Genomic DNA, 19,610 nt, shown 5'->3' on the forward strand with positions numbered 1-19,610 from the left:
GAGGCGGGCCGGGCGCACGAGGCCCAGGCGCTCCTGAGCACCTTCGTCCAGGCCCGTACGCCGGAGGACGCGGCACGGATCGCCGTACCCGATCCGCGCCGTCTCGTACCCCAGCTCCTCCACGCGGCGCGGGCCGTCTCGGCCGGTCACGAACGGGATGTCGTGCATGCCCTGCGGCTGGCCGGGATCGGGGCCGCCTGACCCGGCCGCGCCCCGATCCGCCCGTTGTCGACCGCTCGGGTGTGAAACTTGATCGACTCTGCGGGTTAACGACGATGGTCTTGCCCCCGTGTGTGGCGGGGCTTACGTTCTCCTCCTACGCATCGTATCTACGTGCGTAGAAAGCTCGTCGACGATCCCGCCCAAGGAGCAGTCCCGTGGCCAGAGTCGTACGCGCCGCACTCGTCCAGGCGACCTGGACCGGCGACACCGAATCCATGATCGCCAAGCATGAGGAGCACGCCCGCGAGGCGGCCCGGCAGGGCGCGCAGGTGATCGGCTTCCAGGAAGTGTTCAACGCCCCGTACTTCTGCCAGGTGCAGGAGCCCGAGCACTACCGGTGGGCCGAGCCCGTCCCGGACGGTCCCACCGTCACGCGGATGCGCGAGCTCGCCCGGGAGACCGGGATGGTGATCGTGGTCCCCGTCTTCGAGATCGAGCAGGCGGGCTTCTACTACAACACCGCCGCCGTGATCGACGCCGACGGCACGTACCTCGGGAAGTACCGCAAGCACCACATCCCGCAGGTCAAGGGCTTCTGGGAGAAGTACTACTTCAAACCGGGCAACGCCGGCTGGCCCGTCTTCGACACCGCCGTCGGCCGGGTCGGCGTGTACATCTGCTACGACCGGCACTTCCCCGAGGGCTGGCGCCAGCTCGGCCTGAACGGCGCCCAGATCGTGTACAACCCGTCCGCGACCTCGCGCGGCCTCTCCGCCTACCTCTGGCAGCTGGAGCAGCCGGCCGCCGCCGTCGCCAACGAGTACTTCATCGCGGCGATCAACCGGGTCGGCCAGGAGGAGTACGGCGACAACGACTTCTACGGCACCAGCTATTTCGTGGATCCGCGCGGCCAGTTCGTCGGTGAGCCGGCGAGCGACAAGGCCGAGGAACTCCTCGTCAGGGACCTGGACTTCGGGGTGATCGACGAAGTGCGGCAGCAATGGGCGTTCTACCGGGACCGCAGGCCCGACGCGTACGAGGGACTGGTGCAGCCGTGACCGACACGACGGACATCTCGCGGGCCACCGGCGGCCCGAGCGCATCCCAGGGACCCGACCGGCTCCTCGACCGCCACCGCGCGGTCCTCCCCGACTGGCTCACCCTGTACTACGACCGGCCCCTGGAGATCACCCACGGCGAGGGCCGCCACGTCTGGGACGCCGACGGCAACCGCTACCTGGACTTCTTCGGCGGCATCCTCACCACGATGACCGCGCACGCCCTGCCCGAGGTCACCAAGGCGGTGAGCGAGCAGGCCGGGCGGATCATCCATTCGTCCACGCTCTACCTCAACCGCCCGATGGTCGAGCTGGCGGAACGGATCGCCACCCTGTCCGGCATCCCGGACGCCCGGGTCTTCTTCACCACGTCCGGCACGGAGGCCAACGACACGGCCCTCATGCTGGCCACCACCTACCGCGCGTCGAACCAGATCCTCGCGATGCGCAACAGCTACCACGGCCGGTCCTTCTCCACGGTGTCGATCACCGGCAACCGCGGCTGGTCGCCGACCTCGCTCTCCCCGCTCCAGGCGCTGTACGTGCACGGCGGGGTCCGCGACCGGGGCCCGTACGCGCACCTCGGCGACGAGGCCTTCATCGCGGCGTGCGTGGCCGACCTGGAGGACCTGCTCGGCCACACCCGCGCCCCCGCCGCGCTCATCGCCGAACCGGTACAGGGCGTCGGGGGGTTCACCGCCCCGCCCGACGGGCTGTACGCCGCGTTCCGCGAAGTCCTCGACCGGCACGGCATCCTGTGGATCAGCGACGAGGTGCAGACCGGCTGGGGCCGTACCGGCGAGCACTTCTGGGGCTGGCAGGCACACGCCGCGAGCGGCCCGCCGGACATCCTCACCTTCGCCAAGGGCATCGGCAACGGCATGTCCATCGGCGGGGTCGTGGCCCGCGCCGACATCATGAACTGCCTGGACACCAACTCCATTTCGACCTTCGGCGGCAGCCCCGTCACCATGGCGGCCGGCCTCGCGAACCTCTCGTACCTGCTGGAGCACGACCTCCAGGGCAACGCCCGGCGGGTCGGCGGACTGCTGATCGAGCGGCTGCGGGGGATCGGCGCGGGTGTCGCGGCCGTACGGGAGGTCCGCGGCCGGGGCCTGATGATCGGCCTCGAACTGGTGAAGCCCGGCACCGACGAGGCGTCGCCCGAGCGGGCGGCGGCCGTCCTCGAAGCGGCCCGCGAGGGCGGGCTGTTGATCGGCAAGGGCGGCGGCCACAACACCAGCGTGCTGCGGATCGCCCCGCCGCTCTCCCTCACCGTCGCCGAGGCGGAACAGGGCGCGGCCATCCTCGAACAGGCCCTGCGGGGCGTCTGATCCGTCCGTACGGCTCCGGCGCGGGCGGTCAACAGCCGCCGGCGCCGGGGCAGTCCGGACCAACCTCCGTCCCCGCGAGGGCGGTCGCACCGCAAGAAAGGGAGCGCCACCACCATGAGCACCCGCACCCTGATCCGTGGCGGGCTTGTCATCACCGCCGCCGAGGAGACCCACGCCGACGTCCTGATCGAGGACAGCAGGATCGTCGCCCTCGCCGCGCACGGGTCCACGGTCGCGGAGGGCTGGACCGCCGAGCGGACGATCGACGCGACCGGGAAGTACGTCGTCCCCGGCGGGGTCGACGCCCACACGCACATGGAGATGCCGTTCGGCGGCACCCTGGCCGCCGACACCTTCGAGACCGGCACCCGCGCCGCCGCCTGGGGCGGCACCACCACGATCATCGACTTCGCCATCCAGTCGCCGGGACAGGCGCTGCGCGAGGGCCTGGACGCGTGGTACGCCAAGGCCGACGGCAAGTGCGCGATCGACTACGGCTTCCACATGATCGTGGCGGACGTGAACGAGGGTTCGCTGAAGGAGATGGACCTGCTGGTCCAGGAGGGGGTGACCTCCTTCAAGCTCTTCATGGCCTACCCCGGCGTCTTCTACAGCGACGACGGCAAGATCCTGCGGGCCATGCAACGCGCTTCCCGGAACGCCGGGTTGATCATGATGCACGCCGAGAACGGCATCGCGATCGACGTCCTCGTGGAACAGGCGCTCGCCGAGGGCCGCACCGACCCCCGCTACCACGGCGAGGTACGGAAGGTCCTGCTGGAGGCCGAGGCCACCCATCGCGCGATCCAGCTCGCGCGGGTCGCCGACGCACCCCTGTACGTCGTGCACGTCTCGGCCGAGGAAGCGGTCGCCGAGCTGGCGCAGGCCCGCGACAAGGGGCTGCCCGTTTTCGGCGAGACCTGTCCGCAGTACCTCTTCCTCTCCACCGACAACCTCGCGGAGCCGGACTTCGAGGGCGCCAAGTACGTCTGCTCGACCCCGCTGCGGCCCAGGGAGCATCAGGCGGCGCTCTGGCGCGGACTGCGGACCAACGACCTCCAGGTGGTGTCCACGGACCACTGCCCGTTCTGCTTCACCGGGCAGAAGGACATGGGCCGGGGCGACTTCTCCAAGATCCCCAACGGGCTGCCCGGGGTGGAGAACCGCATGGACCTCCTCCATCAGGCCGTGGTCGAAGGCCATATCACCCGCCGCCGCTGGATCGAGATCGCCTGCGCCACCCCGGCCAGGATGTTCGGCCTCTACCCGCGCAAGGGCACCATCGCGCCCGGCGCGGACGCCGACGTCGTGATCTACGACCCGCACCACGAGCAGACGCTCTCCGTCGCCACACATCACATGAACGTCGACTACTCGGCGTACGAGGGCAAACGGATCACCGGGCAGGTGGAGACCGTGCTTTCGCGGGGCGAACCGGTCGTCGACCGGCGGCAGTTCACCGGTCGCGCGGGCCACGGCCAGTACACCCCGCGCGCCACCTGCCAGTACCTCGACTAGAACCGGTGGCCCGAGCGACCCAAGCGATTCACCCCAACGAAGCGAACCGAGCGAACCAAGTGATCTAGGAGTGGCACGGCCATGGACTTCGGACTCGTCCTCCAGACCGACCCCCCGGCCTCAGGGGTCGTCGGGCTCATGCGGCGCGCGGAACGCAACGGGTTCCGCTACGGCTGGACCTTCGACTCGGCGGTCCTCTGGCAGGAGCCGTTCGTCATCTACAGCCGCATCCTGGAGCACACCACCAGCCTGATCGTGGGCCCCATGGTCACCAACCCGGGCACCAGGACGTGGGAGGTGACCGCCTCCACCTTCGCCACCCTCAACGAGATGTACGGCAACCGCACGGTCTGCGGCATCGGGCGCGGCGACTCGGCCATGCGGGTGGCCGGCCGCAAGCCCAACACCCTGGCCCGGGTGGGCGAGGCGATGGAGGTCATCCGCGACCTCGCGGAGGGCCGCGAGGCGCTCGTCGACGGCCAGAGCCTGCGCCTGCCGTGGGTACGGGACGGGAAACTGCCGGTCTGGATGGCCGCGTACGGCCCCAAGGCCCTGGCCCTCGCCGGGCAGAAGGCCGACGGCTTCATCCTCCAGCTCGCGGACCCGTACCTCACCGAGTCGATGGTCAAGGCGGTCCGTACCGCCGCCTCGGACGCCGGGCGGGACCCGTACTCCATCACGATCTGCGTGGCGGCCCCCGCGTACATCGGGGACGACCTAGCCCATGCCCGCGACCAGTCGCGGTGGTTCGGCGGGATGGTCGGCAACCACGTCGCGGACCTGGTGGCGCGCTACGGCGAGCACTCCGGGCTGGTGCCCGACGCGCTGACCGACTACATCAAGCAGCGCGAGGGGTACGACTACAGCCACCACGGGCGTACGGACAACGCGTCGGCGGACTTCGTGACCGACGAGATCGTGGACCGGTTCTGCCTGCTCGGTCCGGTCGAAGCGCACATCGAGAAGCTGGAGGCGCTGCGGGCCCTGGGCGTCGACCAGTTCGCGCTCTACAACATGCACGACGCGAAGGAAGCGACGATCGACGCGTACGGTGCCGAGATCATCCCGCACTTCCAGGACTGACCCGCCCTTCTCCTCACCCGCCTCCGTCCCCTCCGCAGGAAGGGTTCCGCCGCGATGACCGCGATAACCGACACCGGAGACACCGGACACACCGGAACGGACGACGGCGGCCGGGTCGAACTCGCGCCCGGCGCGACCCCCGGCGACAGCCGCTTCGTCAACGACGACCTCCTGCCGGTCCCGGTCGCCCGCCGCACCTGGACCACGTACAACTTCGCCGCGCTGTGGATCGGCATGGCGCACAACATCCCGTCCTGGCTGCTGGCTTCGGGTCTGGTCACCCTCGGCATGGACTGGAAGCAGGCGGTCCTCACGATCGCCCTCGCCAACCTGATCGTGCTCTTCCCGATGCTGCTGACCGGCCACGCGGGACCCAAGTACGGCATCCCCTTTCCCGTACTCGCCCGTGCCTCCTTCGGCCTGCGCGGCGCCAACCTGCCCGCGCTGATCCGGGCGGCCGTCGCCTGCGCCTGGTTCGGTATCCAGACCTGGATCGGCGGTCAGGGCATCTTCGTCCTGCTCGGCAAGATCTTCGGCGGCTGGGCGGAGGCGTCGCGGGTCGGCGGGCAGCCCTGGACGCTGTGGCTCTGCTTCGTCCTCTTCTGGGCGCTCGAACTCGCCATCATCCACCGGGGGATGGACACGCTGCGGCGCTTCGAGAACTGGGCCGCGCCCTTTGTCATCGTCGGCGCGCTCGTGCTGTTCCTCTGGATCACCGTCAAGGCCGGCGGCCTCGGCCCACTGCTCGACCAGCCGTCGGAGCTCGGCTGGGGCGCCGACTTCTGGCCGGTCTTCTTCCCGTCCCTCATGGGGATGATCGCCTTCTGGTCCACCCTGTCGCTCAACATCCCCGACTTCACCCGCTTCGGCGCCGGACAGCGCGCGCAGATCTGGGGCCAGACCCTCGGACTGCCCACGACGATGACGGTCTTCGCGCTGCTGTCGGTCTTCGTCACGTCGGGTTCGCAGGCGGTGTACGGAGCCGCCGTCTGGGACCCGGTCGCCCTCGCCGCCAAGACCGACAACGTCTTCGGGCTGCTCTTCGCGCTGGTGACCGTACTGATCGCGACGATCTCCGTGAACATCGCGGCGAACGTCGTGTCGCCCGCGTACGACCTCGCCAACCTGGCGCCGAAGCTCATCAACTTCCGTACGGGCGCGCTGATCACGGGGGTGGTCGGGGTGGTCATCATGCCGTGGAAGCTCACCGAGACACCCGAGCTGTACATCTTCACCTGGCTCGGTCTGGTCGGCGGTCTGCTCGGTACGGTCGCGGGCATCCTGATCGCCGACTACTGGGTCGTCCGGCGGACCGTCCTGGACCTCGCCGACCTCTACCGGCCCGGCGGCCGGTACTGGTACACGAACGGCTGGAACGTCAAAGCCGTGTCGGCGTTCCTGGTCGGGGGCGTCCTGGCGGTGGGCGGGTCCCACTCGGCGGCGGGCCAGGGGCCGTTCCCCGAGGACGGGCTGATCCCCTTCCTCGAACCGCTCGCCGACTACGGCTGGGCGGTGGGCCTCGCCGCCTCGCTGGTGCTGTACGTCGTCCTGATGCTGCCCGAACGCCGGGCGGTGGCCGGGGCGGTGGCACCGGCACGCGCCGAGTCCTGACGGCCCGGCGCACCCCGCGACACCCCTCCGCCCCGGCGGCTCCCCCCGACGGGGCGGAGGGGCGGGCTACGGCACTCGCGCCGTCCACGCCCGGCTGCTGAACTTCGTCGCGGCGAGTTCGCGCGCCCGTGCCATCTCCTCCTCGGTGACCCGGCCCTCCGTCAGGCCGTACCGCCCCCGGAAGGACGCGATCATCCGCTCGATCACGGCCTCCCGCGACAGGCCGGTCTGCCGCCGCAGCGGGTCCACCCGCTTCTTCGCGCTGCGCGTCCCCTTGTCGGAGAGCTTCTCGCGGCCGATCCGCAGCACGTCGAGCATCTTGTCCGCGTCGATGTCGTACGCCATGGTCACGTGGTGCAGTACGGCGCCCCGCCCGCTCACGACCCGCTTCTGCGCGGCGCCGGCGATCTTGCCCGCGTCCGTCGCGATGTCGTTCAGCGGCTGGTACCACGCCTTCACGCCCAGATCGCCGAGCGCGCCGAGCACCCAGTCGTCCAGATACGCGTAACTGTCGGCGAAGGTCAGCCCCTTGACCAGCGCCTCCGGCACGGAGAGCGAGTACGTGATCGTGTTGCCCGGCTCGATGAACATGGCGCCGCCGCCCGAGATCCGGCGGACCACCGTGATGCCGTGGCGCTCCGCGCCGGCCGGGTCCACCTCGTTGCGCAGCGACTGGAAGCTGCCGATCACCACGGCGGGCGCGCCCCACTCCCAGATGCGGAGGGTCGGCGGGCGGCGGCCCGCAGCGACCTCCGTGGTGAGGACCTCGTCGAGCGCCATGTGGAGCGCCGGGGACTCCGGGGCCGCGTGGATGACCTGCCAGTCGTAGTCGGTCCAGTCGGTGGCCCGCGCCAGGGCACGGCGTACGGCGACGGCGATGCCCTCCGACGTCAGGCCGTACATCACCGTCCCGGCGGGCAGCGCCGCGTCGATCCGGGACGCCAGGGCGGTCGCGTCCGTGTCGGCGGGCGCGCCCTCCAGCGCGGCGTCGATCGCCTCGATCGCCTCGTCGGGCTCCAGGAAGAAGTCCCCGGCGACCCGGACGCCGCGCAGCATCCCGTCCGCCGTGTCCAGGTCCACGACGACCAGCTTGCCGCCGGGAACCTTGTACTCACCGTGCACCGCGTACCTCCGCTACGGTCCGTGCCGCCTCGCACCCGTGGCGGAGCTGGGCATGATCACCCGCAAATCGTACTGCTCTGATGAGGCTGACCGGGGGTTCCGTTCCCGGTCCTGGGGCTCATGTCCGGGGCCGACCCTGCAAGTGATTTCACACAGCATCCAGTGCTAGCGTGACCACGGCCCGGCTGAGAACCAGTGCGAGCGAATTCGGCATGAACAGGTCTGGAGAAAGTCCTTATGATCAAGATCGGAATCATTCTCGGCAGTACCCGCCCCGGACGCGTCGGCGGAATAGTCGCCGATTGGGTGGCCGAGGTGGCGTCCAAGCGTGACGACGCCGAGTTTGTGCTGGTCGATGTGGCGAAGGCCGGTTTGCCGCTGCTCGACGAGGGAATGCCTCCTATGGTCGGGCAGTACACCCAGCAGCACACCAAGGACTGGTCCGCCACCATCGCGGACCTGGATTCGTTCCTGTTCGTGACGCCGGAGTACAACCACTCGGTCCCCGCGAGCCTCAAGAACGCGATCGACTTCCTGCACCACGAGTGGCACAACAAGGCCGCCGGGTTCGTGAGCTACGGCGCCGCGAGCGGCCTGCGTGCCGTCGAGCACCTGCGCCTCGTGCTGGCCGAACTCAAGGTCGCCACGGTGCGCTCCCAGGTGGCCCTGAACTCCTACACCGACTTCGAGGAGTTCTACACGTTCAAGCCGACCGACCGCCTCGTCGAGCAGCTGAACGGCACGATCGACGAGGTCGTGGAGTGGGGTACGGCTCTCCGCTCCCTGCGCGGCTGACCCCCGCGCACCAGAAATCCGCGAACCTCCCGGACCACGTGATGTCATTTCCCGATCCGTACGACGCCCGGTTCTCCTCCCTTCTGGCCGACACTTATCTGCGGCTTACGGGAAAGTCATTGCTGGCCGAAATGCCTCCCGGTGTGACGGACGCCACGCAATGGCTGTACGAGAAGGCTCCGTTCGGTCTTCTGGCGCATGACACGGCCGAGGATCCCCGGTTCGTCTACGCGAACAGGACCGCCCAGGAATTCTTCGGATACGCGTGGGACGAGTTCGTCGGAATGCCCTCCCGGCTTTCCGCCCCGCCGACCAAGCGGTCCACCCGCGCACAGCTCATGAAGGACGTCTTGGAGCGGGGCTACAGCGACCACTACCGGGGAATGCGCGAGGGCAGGTCCGGGATCCGTTTCTGGATAGAGGACGTGACCGTCTGGAATCTCGTCGACGGTGCCGGACGGATCCACGGACAGGCCGCCCTGATCGGTTCCACGAGCCCCGCCTAACCTTCCGGGGGAGAGGGGAGCGAGCACACGCTCCCCGGGACCCGTCCCGGGCGCCCGTCACGCGGGCGACGGCACAGGAACAGCGAGGCGCGGCACCGTGTTCACCACCCGACCCACCCTCCAGGGCACCTTCGGCATGGTCTCCTCCACCCACTGGCTCGCCTCGCAGTCCGCGATGGCCGTTCTGGAGGGCGGCGGGAACGCGTACGACGCCGCCGTCGCCGCCGGGTTCGTGCTGCACGTCGTGGAGCCGCACCTCAACGGGCCCGCCGGTGAGGTGCCGATCATCCTGGCGCCGGCCGGCGGGGACGTACGGGTGCTGTGCGGGCAGGGGTCCGCGCCCGTCGCCGCGACCGTCGCGCACTACCGTTCGCTCGGGCTCACCCTCGTTCCCGGTACGGGACCCCTCGCCGCCGCCGTCCCCGGCGCGTTCGACGCCTGGATGCTGCTCCTTCGCGACCACGGCACGTGGACACTCGCCGAGGTGCTGCGGTACGCCATCGGGTACGCGGAGGACGGCCACGCCCCCGTCGAACGGGTCGGCCAGACCGTGGAGACCGTCCGCGAGCTCTTCGAGACCGAGTGGCCCTCGTCCGCCGCCGTCTACCTGCCCGACGGCAACGCCCCGGCCCCCGGCACGCTGTTCCGCAACCCCGCCCTCGCCGCGACCTGGCGCCGCCTGGTCGCCGAGGCCGAGGCGGCGGGCGCGGACAGGACCGTCCAGATCGAGGCCGCCCGCGCCGTCTGGCGCGAGGGGTTCATCGCCGAGGCGCTGGTACGCCAGGCGGGCCGCCCCACCCTCGACACCAGCGGGGATCACCACACCGGCACCCTGACCGCCGCCGACCTGGCCGGCTGGTCCGCGTCGTACGAGGCCCCCGCCACGTACGAGTGGGACGGCTGGACGCTCTGCAAGGCGGGCGGCTGGAGCCAGGGCCCCGCCTTCCTCCAGCAGCTCGCCCTGCTGCCGTCGCGCGCCGCCGACCTGCCCGCGTACGGCTCCGCCGCGTACGTCCACCTCCTCGTCGAGGGCTGCAAGCTCGCGATGGCCGACCGGGAGGCGTGGTACGGCGACGCGGGGGAGGGGGCCGCCGCGGACGTGCCGCTCGACGTGCTGCTCTCGGAGCCGTACAACACCGCCCGCAGGGCGCTCATCGGCGAGACCGCTTCGTACGAACTGCGCCCCGGCAGTCCCGGGGGGCGTACGCCGGTGCTCAGCGCACACGCCGGGACCGTCGTGGAGGGCGAGGAATTCAGTGCGATGGGCATCCCGGGCGCCGGGGAGCCGACCGTCGCCAAGGACGGCTCCACGCGGGGCGACACCTGCCACCTCGACATCGTGGACCGCTGGGGCAACATGGTCGCGGCCACCCCCAGCGGCGGCTGGCTCCAGTCCAACCCCGTCGTGCCCGAGCTGGGCTTCCCGCTCGGCACCCGGCTCCAGATGGCCTGGCTGGAGGAGGGCCTGCCCAACTCCCTGACACCCGGCCGCCGTCCGCGCACCACCCTCACGCCGTCCCTCGCGCTGCGCGACGGGGTGCCGGTGCTCGCGTTCGGCACACCCGGCGGGGACCAGCAGGACCAGTGGCAGCTGCACTTCTTCCTGGCGCTCGTCCTGCGCGGGCCCGTGCGCGGCGGACTCGACCTCCAGGGCGCCGTCGACGCGCCGAACTGGCACAACGACAGCTTCCCCAGCTCCTTCTACCCGCGCGGGACGCGGCCGGGCAGCGTGACCGTCGAGGAGGGCATGGACCCCGCCGTCATCGCCGGGCTGCGGCGGCTCGGCCATGACGTCACCGTCGGCGAACCGTGGTCGGAGGGGCGGCTGTGCGTGGTGGCGAGGGACCCCGCGACGGGCGTCCTGTCGGCCGCCGCGAACCCTCGCGGCATGCAGGGTTACGCCGTAGGCCGCTGAGTTGTCACCCGATCGGTCATACACGTTGTCAGTGCCGCGTGATGGTATGGACGCATGATCGATGACAGCGCGGGCGGCGCCGGCGGCGCCGGGTCCGGGTACGGAGACCTCCTGGCCGCGACGGTGCCGGTACGCCGGGCCCCCGGGCACCAGGTCCCGGACGCGGCGGCCGGTGCTCCGGCGGCCTCCGGGCCGCCGGTGTCCGCCGTCGAGGCGGCGGTCCGCGCCGCCGCCGCCGCGGAGATCATGCCGCGCTTCCGGCAGCTCGCCGCGCACGAGATCGTGGAGAAGAGCGGCCCGCACGACCTGGTCACCATCGCGGACCGGGGCGCCGAGGAGCATCTCACCGCTGCCCTGACCGCGCTGCTCCCCGGCTCGGTCGTCGTCGGCGAGGAGGCCGTGCACGCGGATCCTTCCGTGTACGACGCGCTGCGCGGCGAGGCACCGGTGTGGATCGTGGACCCGGTCGACGGCACCGCCCAGTTCGTCCGGGGCGAGCCCGGATTCTGCACGCTCGTGGCCCTCGCCCAGGGCGGCGAGGTGCTGGCGTCCTGGACGTACGCCGCCGCGCTGGACGAGATGGCGATCGCGGTGCGCGGCCGGGGCGCCTGGCTGAACGGCACCCGCCTGCGCTCCGGCGCCCCCGCGCCCGGCGCGCCGCTCACCGTCGCGATGTCCCACCCGGACTACACGACCGAGGACCAGAAGCGGGCGCTCCTCGGCCTCCGTACCGAAGGCGTCGACACCCGCGCCTGCGGCTCCGCGGGGCTGGAGTACCTGGCCCTGGCGCGCGGCGCCCTCGACGCGGTGGCGTTCAGCTGGGAGCTGGCCTGGGACCACGCGGCGGGGCTGCTGCTGGTGGCCGAGGCGGGCGGCGCGGACGTCACTCTCGCGGGTGAGCCCTACCGGATCACGGGCGGCAACACGCTGCCCTTCACCGCCGCCCGCGACACGGCCACGGCGGAGCGGATACGGGACCTGCTGCTGGCCGGAGCCTGACCGGGGCCCCGTCCGGCGGTGCCCGGCCGTCGCGGACAGTACCGGCGTCCGGGTGTCCGTGCCCAGGAATATCCTGGAGGTCCTGGCCGTCGGCTGACGAAGGAGTCCGAAGGTGCCGTCGATGCTCGATGCAGTCGTCGTGGGGGCAGGCCCCAACGGACTGACCGCCGCGGTCGAACTGGCCCGCCGCGGTTTCTCCGTGGCCGTTTTCGAAGCCAGGGACACCGTGGGCGGAGGTGCCAGGACGGAGGAGCTGACCCTCCCCGGGTTCCGCCACGACCCCTGCTCCGCCGTCCACCCGCTGGGTGTGGGGTCCCCCGCCTTCAAGACCATGCCCCTCGACCGGTACGGCCTGGAGTGGCTGCAACCCGAGCTGCCCATGGCCCACCCGTTCGACAACGGCACGGCCGCCGTGCTGTCCCGCTCCGTCGCCGAGACCGCCGCCTCGTTCGGGGCGCGGGACGCCGGGGCGTACCGGCGGCTCGTGGCGCCCTTCCTCGGCCGGTGGGACGAACTGGCCCAGGACTTCATGTCCCTGCCGATGACCGCCCTCCCGCGCCACCCCGTCACCCTCGCCCGCTTCGGTCTCGCCGGCCTTCCGCCGTACGGCGTGCTGGCGCGCCGGTTCCGCGACGAGAAGGCGCGGGCCCTGTTCGCCGGACTGGTCGCGCACGTCATCGCCCCGCTGAACGGGATCGCCACGAGCGCCGTCGGCCTGGTCTTCGCCCTCGCGGCGCACGCGGGCGGCTGGCCGGTGCCGCGCGGCGGCTCCCAGTCGATCTCCGACGCGCTCACCGCGTACCTCCGGGCCCTCGGCGGCACGGTCCACACGGGATACGAGATCAAGCGGCTGGACGACCTGCCGCCCGCGCGCGCGTACGTCTTCGACACCTCACCGACCGCCCTCGCCCGGATCGCGGGGCTCGGCCGGGTGTACGACGGGTACCGCTACGGCGCGAGTGTCTTCAAGATCGACTACGCGCTGGACGGGCCCGTGCCCTGGACGGCCGAGGAGGCACGCCGGGCCGGGACGGTCCAGATCGGCCCCACCACCGGGGAGATCGGCAGGGCGCTGCGGGAGGCGTCGGGCGGACAGGCACCCGCGACCCCGTTCCTGATCACCGCCCAGCCCAGCCTGGCCGACCCGTCCCGCGCGCCCGAGGGCAAGCACGTGTTCTGGGCGTACGGACATGTCCCGAACGGCTGGGACGGCGATCTGACCGACGCGATGGAGCGGCAGATCGAGCGCTTCGCCCCCGGCTTCCGCGACCGGATCCTGGCCCGGGCGACGGCGGGCCCCCCGCAGCTCGCGGCCAAGAACGCGAACTACGTGGGCGGGGACATCGCGTGCGGCGCCGCCTCGGGCCTCCAGCTGCTGCTGCGGCCGAAGATCTCCCTGTTCCCGTACACGACCCCGCACCCGGCGGTCTTCCTGTGCTCGTCGGCGACCCCGCCGGGGCCCGGGGTGCACGGCATGTCGGGGCACAACGCGGCGAAGGCGGTGTGGCGGCGGCTGCGGGCGGAGTGACATGGCGCCACGCGACAGGGCCCGGGGGGTTTTCGGAATGCGCCGTACGGCCCCGGCCTGACAGAGTTTCCCGTATGGCACATCTGACACTGGTCCAGGGCGACATCACACGCCAGAGCGTGGACGCGATCGTCAACGCCGCCAACTCGTCGCTCCTCGGCGGCGGCGGGGTCGACGGCGCGATCCACCGGCGCGGCGGCCCCGAGATCCTGGCCGAGTGCCGGAAGCTGCGGGCCGGACACTACGGCGGGGGGCTGCCCACGGGCCAGGCCGTCGCCACCACGGCCGGCCTGCTCGACGCCCGCTGGGTGATCCATACCGTCGGACCCGTCTGGGCCCGTAAGGAGGACCGCTCCGACCTGCTCGCCTCCTGCTACCGGGAGTCCCTGAGGGTCGCCGCGGAACTGGGCGCGCGGACCGTCGCGTTCCCGGCCGTCTCCACCGGCGTCTACGGCTGGCCGATGGACGACGGCGCCCGGATCGCGGTCCGTACGGCCCGGGAGGCGGCGGTGCCCCCGGTCGAGGAGGTGCGGTTCGTACTCTTCGACGCGGCGGCGTACGGGGCGTTCGAAGCGGCACTGGAAGCGGACTCCTGACGGGAACGGCGGGCAGGGCGGGCAGGTGCGGGCGCGGAGGTGCGGGCGCGGCCACACGCTGATGTCGGATTCCTGCCAGCCCCCGTCTCCCCGGTACCGGATGCTGGAGGGCATGTACACCGACACCGAGCGCTGCGTACGGGCCGTCAGGTCCAAGGACGCGCGGTTCGACGGGTGGTTCTTCACGGCGGTCCTGACCACCCGGATCTACTGCCGGCCCAGCTGTCCCGCCGTGCCCCCCAAGGCCGAGAACATGACCTTCTACCCCAGCGCCGCCGCCTGCCAGCAGGCCGGTTTCCGGGCCTGCAAGCGCTGCCGGCCCGACACCAGCCCCGGCTCGCCCGAGTGGAACGCCCGCGCCGACACGGTCGCCCGCGCGATGCGGCTCATCCAGGACGGCGTCGTGGACCGCGAGGGCGTGCCAGGACTGGCCGGCCGCCTCGGGTACTCCGCCCGGCAGATCGAACGCCAGCTCCTCGCCGAACTGGGCGCGGGGCCGCTCGCCCTGGCCCGCGCCCAGCGCGCCCAGACCGCCCGCGTCCTCATCGAGACCACCGCGCTGCCGATGGCCGAGGTCGCCTTCGCGGCCGGGTTCGCGTCGATCCGGGCCTTCAACGGCACGGTCCGCGAGGTCTTCGCCCTGTCACCGAGCGAGTTGCGTACGCGCGCGGCCCGTCGTGGCCGCAAAGGGAGTGGTGCGCGCGGCGACGAGGCGCCCACCCCCGGCGTGATCTCCCTGCGGCTCCCCTTCCGCGCGCCCCTCAACCCCGACAACCTCTTCGGCCACCTCGCCGCGACCGCCGTGCCGGGTGTGGAGGAGTGGCGGGACGGGGCGTACCGCCGCACGCTCGCCCTGCCGTACGGACACGGCATCGTCGCCCTGTCGCCGCGCCCCGACCACATCGCCTGCCGGCTCTCGCTCACCGATCCACGTGACCTGACCTTCGCGATCAGCGCGTGCCGCCGGCTGCTCGACCTGGACGCCGACCCGGTCGCCGTGGACGAGCAGCTGCGGTCCGACCCGCTGCTGGCCCCGCTGGTCGACAAGGCGCCGGGCCGCCGGGTGCCCCGTACCGTGGACGCCGCCGAGTTCGCCGTACGGGCCGTGCTCGGCCAGCAGGTGTCCACGGTGGCGGCCCGCACCCACGCCGCCCGGCTCGTCACGGCGTACGGGGTGCCGGTCGACTACCCCGAGGGCGGCCTCACGCACCTCTTCCCGACCACCGGGGCCCTGGCGTCGCTGGACCCGGAGGCCCTCGCGATGCCGCGCAGCCGCCGTACCACCCTCACCACGCTGGTCGGCGCCCTCGCCGACGGCTCGCTCCGGCTCGGCACGGACAGCGACTGGGACGAGGCCCGCGCCCGGCTCACGGCGCTGCCCGGCTTCGGGCCCTGGACGGTCGAGGTCATCGCGATGCGCGCGCTCGGCGACCCGGACGCGTTCCTGCCGGGCGACCTCGGGGTCCGCAGGTCGGCCGCCGGGCTCGGCCTGCCCGCCACCCCCGCCGCGCTCACCGCGCGGGCCGGGGGCTGGCGGCCGTGGCGGGCCTACGCGGTGCAGTACCTCTGGGCGACCGAGGACCACGCCATCAACCACCTTCCCGCCTAGGAAAGTTCACCATGCTCAAGCAGCACACCGTGATCGACAGCCCGTACGGGCCACTCACACTCGTCGCCACCGATGGCCTCCTGAGCGGCCTCTACATGGTCCAGCACCGCCACCGCCCGGCGGAGGAGACCTTCGGCGAGCCGGACCCCCGGCCCTTCGGCGAGGTACGGCGTCAGCTCACCGCCTACTTCGACCGCGAACTGACCGCGTTCGACCTGCCGTTGCACCTGGCGGGCACCCCGTTCCAGCGCAGTGTGTGGGCGCGGCTGGAGCTGATCCCGTACGGCGAGACCCGGTCGTACGGCGAACTGGCCGAGGCCCTCGGCAAGCCGGGCGCCTCACGGGCGGTGGGCCTGGCCAACGGCAAGAACCCGGTCAGCATCATCGTGCCCTGCCACCGGGTCATCGGCTCGACCGGCGGCCTCACCGGGTACGGCGGCGGCCTCGACCGCAAGCAGCGCCTGCTGGTCTTCGAGGGAGCGGCGGCCGAAGTCCCGGCGACGGCGACGCTGTTCTGAGGCGCCCCCCCGGGCCGGCCCGCCCCCCGGGCCGGCCCGCTCAGCCCCCGTGGAACCGCTTCAGCAGCGTCGGCAGCGCCGTACCGATCGGCTCCCGTACGATCTCGTCGGCCCGGTCGTCGTACGGCGTCGGGTCGGCGTTCACCACGATCAGCCGCGCGCCGTGGTCGGCGGCGATGCCCGCCAGCGAGGCGGCCGGCTGCACCTGGAGTGTCGTACCGACCGCGAGGAACACCTCGCACGCCTTGGCGATCGCCATCGCCTGCGCCAGCACCTCGGGGTCGAGCCGCTCCCCGAACATCACCGTCGCTGACTTGAGGATCCCGCCGCACACCAGGCACGGCGGATCGTCCTCGCCCGCCGCGACCCGGGCCAGCGCCTCCTCCATCGGGGCGCGCGCGTGACAGCGCGCGCAGCTGGTCTCCCGGGCGGTGCCGTGCAGTTCGAGCACCTTCCGGGCGGGCATCCCGGCCCGCTGGTGCAGCCCGTCGACGTTCTGGGTGAGCACCCGGACCGCCGTGCCCGACCGTTCGAGCTCGGTCACGGCCCGGTGGCCGGCGTTGGGCTCCGCCCGCCACGTGGGGCTGTCGGTGCGCACGCGCCAGGCGCGCCGCCGGATCTCGGGGTCGTTCACGTACGTGTCGTACGTGACGAGTTTCTCGGCTCCGGGATCGCGCCGCCACACGCCGTTCGGCCCGCGGTAGTCGGGGATGCCGGAGTCGGTGGAGATCCCGGCGCCGCTGAGGATCGCGACGAGAGTCATGCTCCGAGCGTACGCAGCGGGCGTGAGCGAGAGCGACCCCATGTGCCGGGGCCGGGGCCCTCGGTCAGCCCACCCGCCTGCCGTTCTCCAGCTCGACCGTGCCCGCGCCCGACTCCACCGCGTCCAGCGCCGCCAGCACCCGCCCCGCCAGCGCGCCCAGCAGGTACGTGGTCAGCTCCTCGCGGGGCAGCAGCCGCCAGGACAGCAGCTCCGCCTCCTGGAGCCGGACCGCGGCGAGCTGCTCCGGCGTCAGCACCCCGCCGTCGTACAAATAGGCCGCGATCGGCGGCCGGGTGGCACCCGGGACCCAGTCGACCGCGAGCAGCCGCCCGGGCTCGATGTCCAGTCCGATCTCTTCGAGCGTCTCGCGCCGCGCGCCCTGGCGGGGGGTCTCGCCGTCGTCGGACTCGATGGTCCCGCCGGGCAGCGCCCAGCCCTCCCGGTAGTTCGGCTCGACGGCCAGGACACGTCCCTCGCCGTCCCTGAAGAGCATGGCCGCGCCGGCGAGGACGCGCGGGAGTCCCGCGATGTACGCGGCGTAGTCGGTGTCCGTCACCGGGTCAGCGTATCGGGCGGACCCGGGGGCCATGGGCAGAGTGCCACCCGTGCGGATAGGGTCGGCGCGGGGCGCGACTGCCTGTTCGACAGCAAGGGATAACAACGTGACGGACGGAGCAGTAACCGATACCGCGCGCGTGCTCATCGCGGCGGACAAGTTCAAGGGGTCGCTCACGGCTGTGCAGGTCGCCGAGCGGGTGACGGCCGGGCTGCACCGGATCGCGCCTCAGGTGGCGGTCGAGACGATGCCCGTCGCGGACGGCGGTGACGGCACCGTGGCCGCCGCGGTGGCGGCGGGGTTCGAACGGCATGAGGTACGGGTCAGCGGACCGCTCGGCGACGAACTGACCGCCGCCTTCGCCCTCCGGGACGGCACGGCGGTCGTGGAGATGGCGGAGGCGTCCGGCCTGGCCCATCTGCCCGGCGGGGACTTCGCGCCGCTCACGGCCGGTACGTACGGCTCCGGAGAGCTGCTGCGCGCGGCGCTCGACGCGGGGGCGCACACCATCGTCTTCGGGGTGGGCGGCAGCGCCACGACGGACGGCGGCGCGGGCATGCTGGCCGCGCTCGGCGCCCGTTTCCTGACCGAGGACGGCACGCCCGTCCCGCCGGGCGGCGGCGGGCTGCGGGACCTGGCCACCGCCGACCTCTCCGGGCTGGACCCCCGGCTCGCCAGGACGGACATCGTCCTGGCCAGTGATGTCGACAATCCACTGACCGGACCCAAGGGCGCCGCCGCCGTCTACGGACCGCAGAAGGGCGCGAGCCCGGAGGACGTGGCGGTCCTGGACGCGGCTCTCGCCCACTACGTCACGGTCCTGGAGGCGTCCCTCGGCTCCCGGGCGGCGCGGCTCGCGCTGTCCCCGGGCGCGGGCGCGGCGGGCGGGATCGGCTACGGCGCCCTGGTCGGCCTCCACGCGAGCTTCCGTCCCGGCATCGAGGTGATGCTCGACGTCCTCGGCTTCGCCGCCGCGCTGTCCCGGGCGACGCTGGTCATCACCGGGGAGGGCTCGCTGGACGAGCAGACGCTCCACGGCAAGGCGCCTGCGGGGGTCGCCGCGGCGGCCCGCGCGAAGAACGTCGAGGTCATCGCCGTCTGCGGGCGGCTGGCCCTGCTGCCGGAGGCCCTGGGCAGGGCGGGCATCCGGCGCGCGTACGCCCTCAGCGACCTGGAGAAGGACCCGGCGGTGTGCATGGCCGAGGCGGGGCCGCTGCTGGAGAGACTGGCGGAGGACATCGGGAGGGACTTCCTGACGTGAGCGACTTCCCGACGTGAGTGACTTCCTCACGTGAGCGATACGTGAGCGATTGCCTGTCCTGAGAGCCGGACCCCGGCTCGGCCGGGTCCTGGGGAGCGGCTCCCGGGACCCGGGCGAGCCGGGAGCGTCATCCTCTGCCCCGCCCCTTCGCGTGTCCGCTCTGCCCCGGCCCGTAGGGCACGTATGACTGGACCATGAGCATCAGCTACCGACTGAGGACGATCACCCGCGAGGAGCACCTGGCCTTCGTCCGCGCCAGACCCTCCGCCAGCCATATGCAGGTCCCGTCCTGGGGAGACGTCAAGCCGGACTGGCGGGCGGAGAGCGTGGGCTGGTTCGAGGACGGCGAACGCCCCGGCGAGGCGTACAGCGGCGGTCCCGGCGGGGCGCGCGGTAGCGGGCGGATGGTCGGGGCGGGGCTCGTCCTCTACCGGCCGCTGCCCAGGATCAAGCGGTACCTGGCCTATCTGCCCGAGGGCCCCGTCATCGACTGGTACGGCGCCGACCTGGCCGCCTGGCTCACCCCGATGCTCGCCCACCTCAAGTCCCGGGGCGCCTTCTCGGTGAAGATGGGGCCACCGGTCGTCGCCCGCCGTTGGGACGCGGACGCGCTCAAGGCCGCCGTCGCCGACCCGGCCGCGCACCGGCTGCGGGACGTCACGGCCACCACCACCGA

18 protein-coding genes and 1 pseudogene are annotated in these 19,610 nt (G+C 72.3%); 16 read left to right on the forward strand and 3 right to left on the reverse strand.

All coding sequences use genetic code 11. The features are described from left to right. The 6 genes and pseudogenes from GT042_RS33140 to GT042_RS33165 form a co-directional block, all read left to right on the forward strand. Positions 1 to 201 (forward strand): annotated as a pseudogene (locus GT042_RS33140) (hypothetical protein); the annotation flags it as partial. Positions 202 to 377: 176 nt separating this feature from the next. Next, a complete protein-coding gene (locus GT042_RS33145) occupies positions 378 to 1,220 on the forward strand; it encodes a nitrilase-related carbon-nitrogen hydrolase (RefSeq protein WP_161312387.1) in 843 nt (280 codons plus the stop codon). Between the two features lie 14 nt (positions 1,221 to 1,234). After that, positions 1,235 to 2,554 (forward strand): aspartate aminotransferase family protein, encoded by a 1,320-nt coding sequence (locus GT042_RS33150; RefSeq protein WP_161312403.1) that lies wholly within the window; start codon positions 1,235 to 1,237, stop codon positions 2,552 to 2,554. A gap of 114 nt (positions 2,555 to 2,668) precedes the next feature. Continuing rightward, positions 2,669 to 4,072: a dihydropyrimidinase gene (gene hydA, locus GT042_RS33155; RefSeq protein ID WP_161312388.1), complete on the forward strand. Its 1,404-nt coding sequence runs from the start codon at positions 2,669 to 2,671 to the stop codon at positions 4,070 to 4,072. Between the two features lie 81 nt (positions 4,073 to 4,153). Beyond that, on the forward strand, positions 4,154 to 5,155 hold the full coding sequence (locus GT042_RS33160) for a TIGR03842 family LLM class F420-dependent oxidoreductase (protein ID WP_161312389.1): 1,002 nt from the start codon (positions 4,154 to 4,156) through the stop codon (positions 5,153 to 5,155). A 54-nt stretch (positions 5,156 to 5,209) separates the two neighbouring features. Continuing rightward, positions 5,210 to 6,766, forward strand: a complete 1,557-nt coding sequence (locus tag GT042_RS33165; RefSeq protein WP_161312390.1) for an NCS1 family nucleobase:cation symporter-1 — start codon at positions 5,210 to 5,212, stop codon at positions 6,764 to 6,766. A gap of 66 nt (positions 6,767 to 6,832) precedes the next feature. On the opposite strand, the gene GT042_RS33170 is transcribed toward GT042_RS33165, so the two are convergent. Next, positions 6,833 to 7,888: a biotin/lipoate A/B protein ligase family protein gene (locus GT042_RS33170; RefSeq protein WP_161312391.1), complete on the reverse strand. Its 1,056-nt coding sequence runs from the start codon at positions 7,886 to 7,888 to the stop codon at positions 6,833 to 6,835. A gap of 237 nt (positions 7,889 to 8,125) precedes the next feature. On the opposite strand from GT042_RS33170, the gene GT042_RS33175 reads away from it, so the two are divergent. The 8 genes from GT042_RS33175 to GT042_RS33210 all read left to right on the forward strand — a co-directional run bounded on the left by GT042_RS33175 (position 8,126) and on the right by GT042_RS33210 (position 16,354). Then, the gene (locus tag GT042_RS33175) at positions 8,126 to 8,683 is read left to right on the forward strand and encodes an NAD(P)H-dependent oxidoreductase (RefSeq protein ID WP_161312392.1); all 558 of its coding nucleotides are present in this window, start codon (positions 8,126 to 8,128) and stop codon (positions 8,681 to 8,683) included. A gap of 41 nt (positions 8,684 to 8,724) precedes the next feature. Beyond that, a complete protein-coding gene (locus tag GT042_RS33180; protein ID WP_161312393.1) occupies positions 8,725 to 9,189 on the forward strand; it encodes an MEKHLA domain-containing protein in 465 nt (154 codons plus the stop codon). 97 nt (positions 9,190 to 9,286) lie between these two features. Continuing rightward, complete coding sequence (locus GT042_RS33185) at positions 9,287 to 11,104, forward strand: gamma-glutamyltransferase (RefSeq protein ID WP_161312394.1); 1,818 nt, start codon at positions 9,287 to 9,289, stop codon at positions 11,102 to 11,104. Between the two features lie 54 nt (positions 11,105 to 11,158). Next, positions 11,159 to 12,103, forward strand: a complete 945-nt coding sequence (locus tag GT042_RS33190) for an inositol monophosphatase family protein (protein ID WP_161312395.1) — start codon at positions 11,159 to 11,161, stop codon at positions 12,101 to 12,103. Positions 12,104 to 12,215: 112 nt separating this feature from the next. Then, positions 12,216 to 13,631 (forward strand): NAD(P)/FAD-dependent oxidoreductase, encoded by a 1,416-nt coding sequence (locus GT042_RS33195; RefSeq protein ID WP_161312396.1) that lies wholly within the window; start codon positions 12,216 to 12,218, stop codon positions 13,629 to 13,631. A 74-nt stretch (positions 13,632 to 13,705) separates the two neighbouring features. Further along, complete coding sequence (locus GT042_RS33200) at positions 13,706 to 14,227, forward strand: O-acetyl-ADP-ribose deacetylase (RefSeq protein ID WP_161312397.1); 522 nt, start codon at positions 13,706 to 13,708, stop codon at positions 14,225 to 14,227. A 112-nt stretch (positions 14,228 to 14,339) separates the two neighbouring features. Further along, entirely contained in the window at positions 14,340 to 15,836 is a 1,497-nt protein-coding gene (locus tag GT042_RS33205) for a DNA-3-methyladenine glycosylase 2 (RefSeq protein WP_161312398.1), read from the forward strand. 11 nt (positions 15,837 to 15,847) lie between these two features. Beyond that, positions 15,848 to 16,354, forward strand: a complete 507-nt coding sequence (locus tag GT042_RS33210) for a methylated-DNA--[protein]-cysteine S-methyltransferase (protein WP_161312399.1) — start codon at positions 15,848 to 15,850, stop codon at positions 16,352 to 16,354. A 40-nt stretch (positions 16,355 to 16,394) separates the two neighbouring features. Here the strand turns inward: GT042_RS33210 and GT042_RS33215 are convergent, their stop codons facing one another. Together GT042_RS33215 and GT042_RS33220 are read right to left on the reverse strand one after the other, a co-directional pair. Beyond that, positions 16,395 to 17,117 (reverse strand): Sir2 family NAD-dependent protein deacetylase, encoded by a 723-nt coding sequence (locus GT042_RS33215; protein ID WP_161312400.1) that lies wholly within the window; start codon positions 17,115 to 17,117, stop codon positions 16,395 to 16,397. A gap of 64 nt (positions 17,118 to 17,181) precedes the next feature. Beyond that, a complete protein-coding gene (locus tag GT042_RS33220; RefSeq protein WP_345944014.1) occupies positions 17,182 to 17,673 on the reverse strand; it encodes an NUDIX hydrolase in 492 nt (163 codons plus the stop codon). Positions 17,674 to 17,779: 106 nt separating this feature from the next. On the opposite strand from GT042_RS33220, the gene GT042_RS33225 reads away from it, so the two are divergent. Together GT042_RS33225 and GT042_RS33230 are read left to right on the forward strand one after the other, a co-directional pair. Further along, positions 17,780 to 18,934, forward strand: a complete 1,155-nt coding sequence (locus GT042_RS33225) for a glycerate kinase (RefSeq protein ID WP_345944015.1) — start codon at positions 17,780 to 17,782, stop codon at positions 18,932 to 18,934. A gap of 200 nt (positions 18,935 to 19,134) precedes the next feature. After that, positions 19,135 to 19,610 (forward strand): peptidoglycan bridge formation glycyltransferase FemA/FemB family protein (locus GT042_RS33230; RefSeq protein ID WP_161312404.1); only part of this gene is annotated, 476 nt, incomplete at its 3' end.

This window comes from Streptomyces sp. SID3212 (assembly GCF_009865405.1).
Lineage (GTDB): Bacteria > Actinomycetota > Actinomycetes > Streptomycetales > Streptomycetaceae > Streptomyces.